Below are 5,170 nucleotides of genomic sequence, written 5' to 3'. Positions count from 1 at the left end.
GTCCCGCCGGGCCGCCGGACGGTCCCGCCGGGACCACGGCGGACACCGCGCAGGGCCCGTCCGGGCGGCCGGAAACGACTGCCGGACGGGCCCACCGGTGCGTCCGGGGGGCCCGCGCCCGAGCCCTCCGGGCCGTACGTCCGGAGCTCCCACGTGGCCGCCCGCCCGCCCCGCGTGCCCCGGGCCGTATGCCCGGGGGCCCCGTACCCCGGCGGCCCGGCCCGCACCCCGCCCGTCATCACGCCCGCCCCCGGCCCGTGCCTCCGCGGATCAGCCCGCGGGATCAGCCCGACTCGCGCCACCGGTTCGTGATCGGCAGCCGCCTGTCCTTGCCGAAGCCCTTCGGGGAGATCTTGGTGCCCGGCGGGTACTGGCGGCGCTTGTACTCCGCCGTGTCCACCATCCGCAGGACCTTGTCCACCAGCCCCTCGTCGAATCCGGCGGCCACGATCGCGTCCCGTCCACGGTCCCGGTCGACGTACATCTCCAGGATCCGGTCCAGCACGTCGTAGTCCGGCAGTGAGTCCGTGTCCACCTGGCCCGGCCGCAGCTCCGCGCTCGGCGGCTTGCTGATGGAGGCCTCCGGGATCGGTGGGGTCTGCCCGCGCTCCTCGGCGGCCCGGTTGCGCCACTTCGCGAGGCGGAGGACGGACGTCTTGTACACGTCCTTGATCGGCCCGTACGCGCCGACCGAGTCCCCGTACAGCGTGGAGTACCCCACCGCCAGCTCGGACTTGTTGCCCGGCGCGAGGACCATCCGGCCCTCCTGGTTGGAGATCGCCATCAGCGTCGTGCCGCGCAGCCGCGACTGCAGGTTCTCCTCCGCCGGCCCGGTCAGACCCAGGGACCCCATGGCGGCGTCGAACATCGGCTCGATCGGCACGGTGCGGAAGTGCAGGCCGGTCCGGCGCGCCAGTTCGGCCGCGTCGCCCTTGGAGTGGTCCGAGGAGTACTTCGACGGCATCGAGACGCCGTACACGTTCCGCGCGCCCAGCGCGTCGCACGCGAGGGCGGCGACGAGCGCCGAGTCGATGCCGCCGGAGAGTCCGACCAGGGCGCTGCGGAAACCGTTCTTCGCGGCGTACGCCCGCAGGCCCACGACCAGGGCGGAGTACACCTCCTCGTCGTCGTCGAGCCGGTCCGCGTACCCTCCGGCGAGCTCCGGCACGTAGGCCGGCAGCGGCTCGGCGGTGAGGACCACGTGGTCGATGCGCAGGCCGTCGTCCACGGTCCCGGAGGGGATCTCGGCCGGTGCGGCGGGCAGGTCGAGGTCCAGGATCACGCTGCCCTCGGCGAACTGCGGCGCGCGGGCCACGACTTCACCGTCCTTGTCGACGACGATCGAGTCACCGTCGAAGACCAGCTCGTCCTGGCCGCCGATCATCGCCAGATAGGCCGTCACGCAGCCGGCCTCCCGCGCGCGCCTGCGCACGAGCTCCAGGCGGGTGTCGTCCTTGTCCCGCTCGTACGGGGACGCGTTGATCGACAGCAGCAGCCCGGCCCCGGCGGCGCGCGCGGCCGGGACGCGCCCGCCGTCCTGCCACAGGTCCTCGCAGATCACCAGCGCCACGTCGACACCGCGCACGCGTACGACGGGCATCGAGTCACCCGGTACGAAGTACCGGGACTCGTCGAAGACGCCGTAGTCGGGCAGGTGGTGCTTGGCGAAGTTCAGCGCGACCCGCCCGCGGTGCAGCACCGCGGCGGCGTTGCGCGGGGATCCGGCGGGCTGCCCGTAACGCTCGGCGGCGTGCTCGGACCGGTCGAGGTAGCCGACGACGACCGGCAGTTCACCGAAGCCCTCGTCCGCGAGCCGGGTGGCGAGCGTACGCAGCGCCCGGCGCGAGGCATCGACGAAGGACGATCTCAGGGCCAGGTCCTCGACGGGGTAGCCGGTCAGCGCCATCTCGGGGAACGCCACCAGGTGGGCGCCCTGTTCGGCGGCGTGCCGGGTCCAGCGGACGATCGACTCGCCGTTGCCGGCGAGATCGCCGACGGTCGCGTCGATCTGGTTCAGTGCGAGGCGTAGTTGTGGCACGGCGCGGAGTCTAATCGTCTTTCTGACACGATGTCCTGGCGGGCCCGTCGGAAGTCCCGGGCGGGCCCGCCCGGGAGCGGTGCGCAGTCCCCGGGCGGGCCCGCCCCGGAGCGGTGCGCCGGGAGGTCAGCGCAGGTAGCCGAGGACCGTCATCATGCCCGCCTCCGCGTGGTAGACGTTGTGGCAGTGCAGCATCCACAGGCCGGGGTTGTCCGCGTCGAGGTCGACCGTCAGTGAACGCCTCGGCAGGAGCACGGCGGTGTCCTTGCGGGCGCCGGGGGAGGCCCCGCCGCCCGCCCCGGACAGGCCGAAGGTGTGCCCGTGCAGATGCAGCGGGTGCCACATCGGGGTGCGGTTGTCGAAGACGAGGCGGACCCGCTCCCCGGCGCGGACCGGCAGCCGCACCGACGGGTCGTACGGCTTGCCGTCGAAGGCCCAGTCGTACGCCTCCATGGAGCCCGTGAGCGTGAGCCGCACCGTCCGGTCCGGTGCGCGCTCCTCCAGCGCCACCGAGTCGTCGGCGGTCAGCCGGTCGGCCGTGAGGACCTGCCCGTCCAGTTCCCCGGGCCGCACGGTGGCCGGCGGCAGCGCCCCGGGCGCCGTCCGCAGGACGGCGAGCGCCGACGCGCCTTTGCCCTCGGCGAGCGCGGTCAGCGGGAACACCCCGTCCCCGGCCGTCACCAGCACGTCGTACCGCTCGCCCATGCCGAGCAGCAGGGCGTCGGTCTCGGCGTGCCGCACCGGGAAACCGTCCGTGTGCGTCACGGTCATCCGGTGGCCGCCCAGCGCCAGCCGGAAGGGGGTGTCCCCGCCGGCGTTGACGATCCGCAGCCGGATGCGGTCGCCGGGGCGGGCCTCGAAGACGGAAGGGGCGCTCGCCCTGCGGCCGTTGACCAGGTAGTGCGGGTAGGCGACATCGCCGGCGTGGCCACCGAGCAGCTCGCTGTCGGCGCCGGCCCGTACGCGCGAGGGGGTCTTCCCGCCCGCGGGGGCGGCGCCGTGCCCGGCCGCCGCGCCGTGGCTGCCACCCCGGCCCTTGGTGAGCTCGCCGAACACCGCGTCCGGGGTGGAGCCGTCCACCCCGTCGAGCCAGTCGTCGAGGACGACCGTCCACTCCTTGTCGTAGGCGAGCGGTTCCCTCGGGTCGTCGACGATGAGCGGGGCGTACAGCCCGCGGTCCAGCTGGACGCCCGAGTGCGGATGGAACCAGTACGTGCCCGGGCGTGTGACCGCGAAGCGGTACGTGAACTGCGCGCCCGGCGCGATCGGCCGCTGGATGAGGTCCGGCACGCCGTCCATGTCGTTGCGCAGGGAGAGGCCGTGCCAGTGCACGGTGGTCGACTGCGGGAGGTGGTTGGCCAGGGCGAGTTCCAGGGTGTCGCCCGCCGTGACCCGGACCGCCTGGCCGGGCAGCCGGTCGCCGTACAGCCAGGTCGGCACGGTGAGCCCGTCGCCCAGCTCGACGCGCGAGGCGGTGGCGGTGAGCGAGACCTTCCGCAGGGGCCCCGCTCCCCGCCGGGCCTCGGCCTCCTGGACCTCCGGGCCGTCGGGGGTGACGTACTGGTCGGCGGCCCGTGCGGCCGACGAGGGGCGGGCGGGGGCGGAGGCGTGGACCCGCGGGGCGAGGGCCGTCGTTCCCGTCAGGGCGATACCGGCGCCGAGGACGGCGCGACGAGTAGGCATTTCAGACATATTGCGCACCGTACCGGTGTCGGTTATGAGGCCGGGTCCCGACACCCGGCGACCTCGCCCCGGCACCCTCCGGCGCCCGGCGGCCCGATACCGCGCGCGTGGGCGAACGGTCCCGGGCCGCCGGGCCGTGGGGTGGAGAGGGGAAGGGTGCGCTGCGGGGAGCTCAGGAGTGGGAGTAGACCCGCTCCGCCCAGCCGGCGACCTGCTCGTCGGAGAGGTGCCGGGCCAGGTCGGCCTCGCTGATCATGCCGATCAGCTTCTTGTCCTCGACGACCGGGAGCCGGCGGATGCGGTGGCTCTGCATCTCGTCCAGCACGGCGTCGACCCCGGCCGTCGCGTCGATCCACCGGGGGGTGCCGTCGCAGAGTTCGCCCGCCGTCACCTTCGACGGGTCGTGCCCCGCCGCCACGCACTCGATCACGATGTCACGGTCGGTGATGATGCCGACCATCCTGTCCTGCTCGCCGTTGGCGGACACGGGCAACGCGCCCACCTCGTGGTCCCGCATCATCTGAGCGGCACGGTCGAGCGTCTCGTGGGCGGGGATCCAGTGGGCCCCGGTGTGCATGATGTCCTTGGCGGTGGTCATGGGTTCCTCCTGCTTGCCGATAGGTAGGCATCCGTACGACCCCGAGCCACACCCATTGTCGCGGCCCCGTTCGGCGCACGCCACCGCTGACCATCACCCGTACGGGTGCACGGCGGGCGGGCCGGAACTCACGGACGGGGGACGGCCCCGCGCGCCACGAGCATGTCCGCCATCAGATCGAGCTCCGACCGCTGCGCCCGCACCATGCCCTGGGCGAGCCGCCTCTCCACCGGCACGGCGCACCGCTCTGCGCACCCCTGGGCCATCGCGACGCCGCCCTGGTGATGGTCGGTCATCAGCCGCAGGAAGAGGATCTCGGCCTCCTCGCCCTCGGCTTCGCGCAGCTGCCGCAACTGCGTCCGGGTCGCCATGCCGGGCATCAGGGCACCGTCGTGGGCCACGAACCCGGACGCGTCGTGCGGGGCCGACCCGTGGGCGAGCCCTTCCGCCGCTCCGTGCCCGGACCCTTCCGCCGCTCCGTGCCCGGATCCGGGCGCCGCCCCGTGCCCGGCCTGGTGCCCGGCCATCCACGCCATCGGCTCCTGCCCGGCCGGAGCCGTCTTCGGCAGCTCCCACAGATCGAGCCAGCCCAGGAGCATGCCCCGCTGGTTGGCCTGCGTGTTGGCGATGTCGTAGGCGAGGCGCCGCACGTCCTCGTCGTGCGTGCGGTCCCGCACGACGAAGGACATCTCCACGGCCTGCTGATGGTGGACGGCCATGTCCCGGGCGAAGCCCGCGTCCGCCGACTCCGCCGTGGGCGTCGCCGCCCGGCCGGTTCGTGATCTCGGCCAGTTCGCGCTTGACGTCCGTGAGGTCCTCGCGGTCCCGGCTCACGATGCCCTTGCGGTCGG

Annotated in this window: 3 protein-coding genes and 1 pseudogene; all 4 read right to left on the bottom strand. The window is 73.8% G+C overall.

The window, feature by feature from the left end; translation table 11 throughout:
- Positions 1–283 precede the first annotated feature (283 nt).
- Positions 284–2,038: an NAD+ synthase gene (locus tag ABZ371_RS28655; RefSeq protein WP_358684913.1), complete on the bottom strand. Its 1,755-nt coding sequence runs from the start codon at positions 2,036–2,038 to the stop codon at positions 284–286.
- Between the two features lie 126 nt (positions 2,039–2,164).
- Positions 2,165–3,730, bottom strand: a complete 1,566-nt coding sequence (locus tag ABZ371_RS28650; RefSeq protein WP_358684911.1) for a multicopper oxidase family protein — start codon at positions 3,728–3,730, stop codon at positions 2,165–2,167.
- A 163-nt stretch (positions 3,731–3,893) separates the two neighbouring features.
- Positions 3,894–4,319 (bottom strand): CBS domain-containing protein, encoded by a 426-nt coding sequence (locus ABZ371_RS28645; protein WP_358684909.1) that lies wholly within the window; start codon positions 4,317–4,319, stop codon positions 3,894–3,896.
- A 128-nt stretch (positions 4,320–4,447) separates the two neighbouring features.
- Positions 4,448–5,071 (bottom strand): annotated as a pseudogene (locus ABZ371_RS28640) (DUF305 domain-containing protein); the annotation flags it as partial.
- Between the last annotated feature and the right edge of the window lie 99 nt (positions 5,072–5,170).

This window comes from Streptomyces sp. NPDC005899 (assembly GCF_040629645.1).
Lineage (GTDB): Bacteria > Actinomycetota > Actinomycetes > Streptomycetales > Streptomycetaceae > Streptomyces.
The sequence above is the reverse complement of the archived record's forward strand: the minus strand, read 5'-3'. Positions and strand labels throughout refer to the sequence as shown.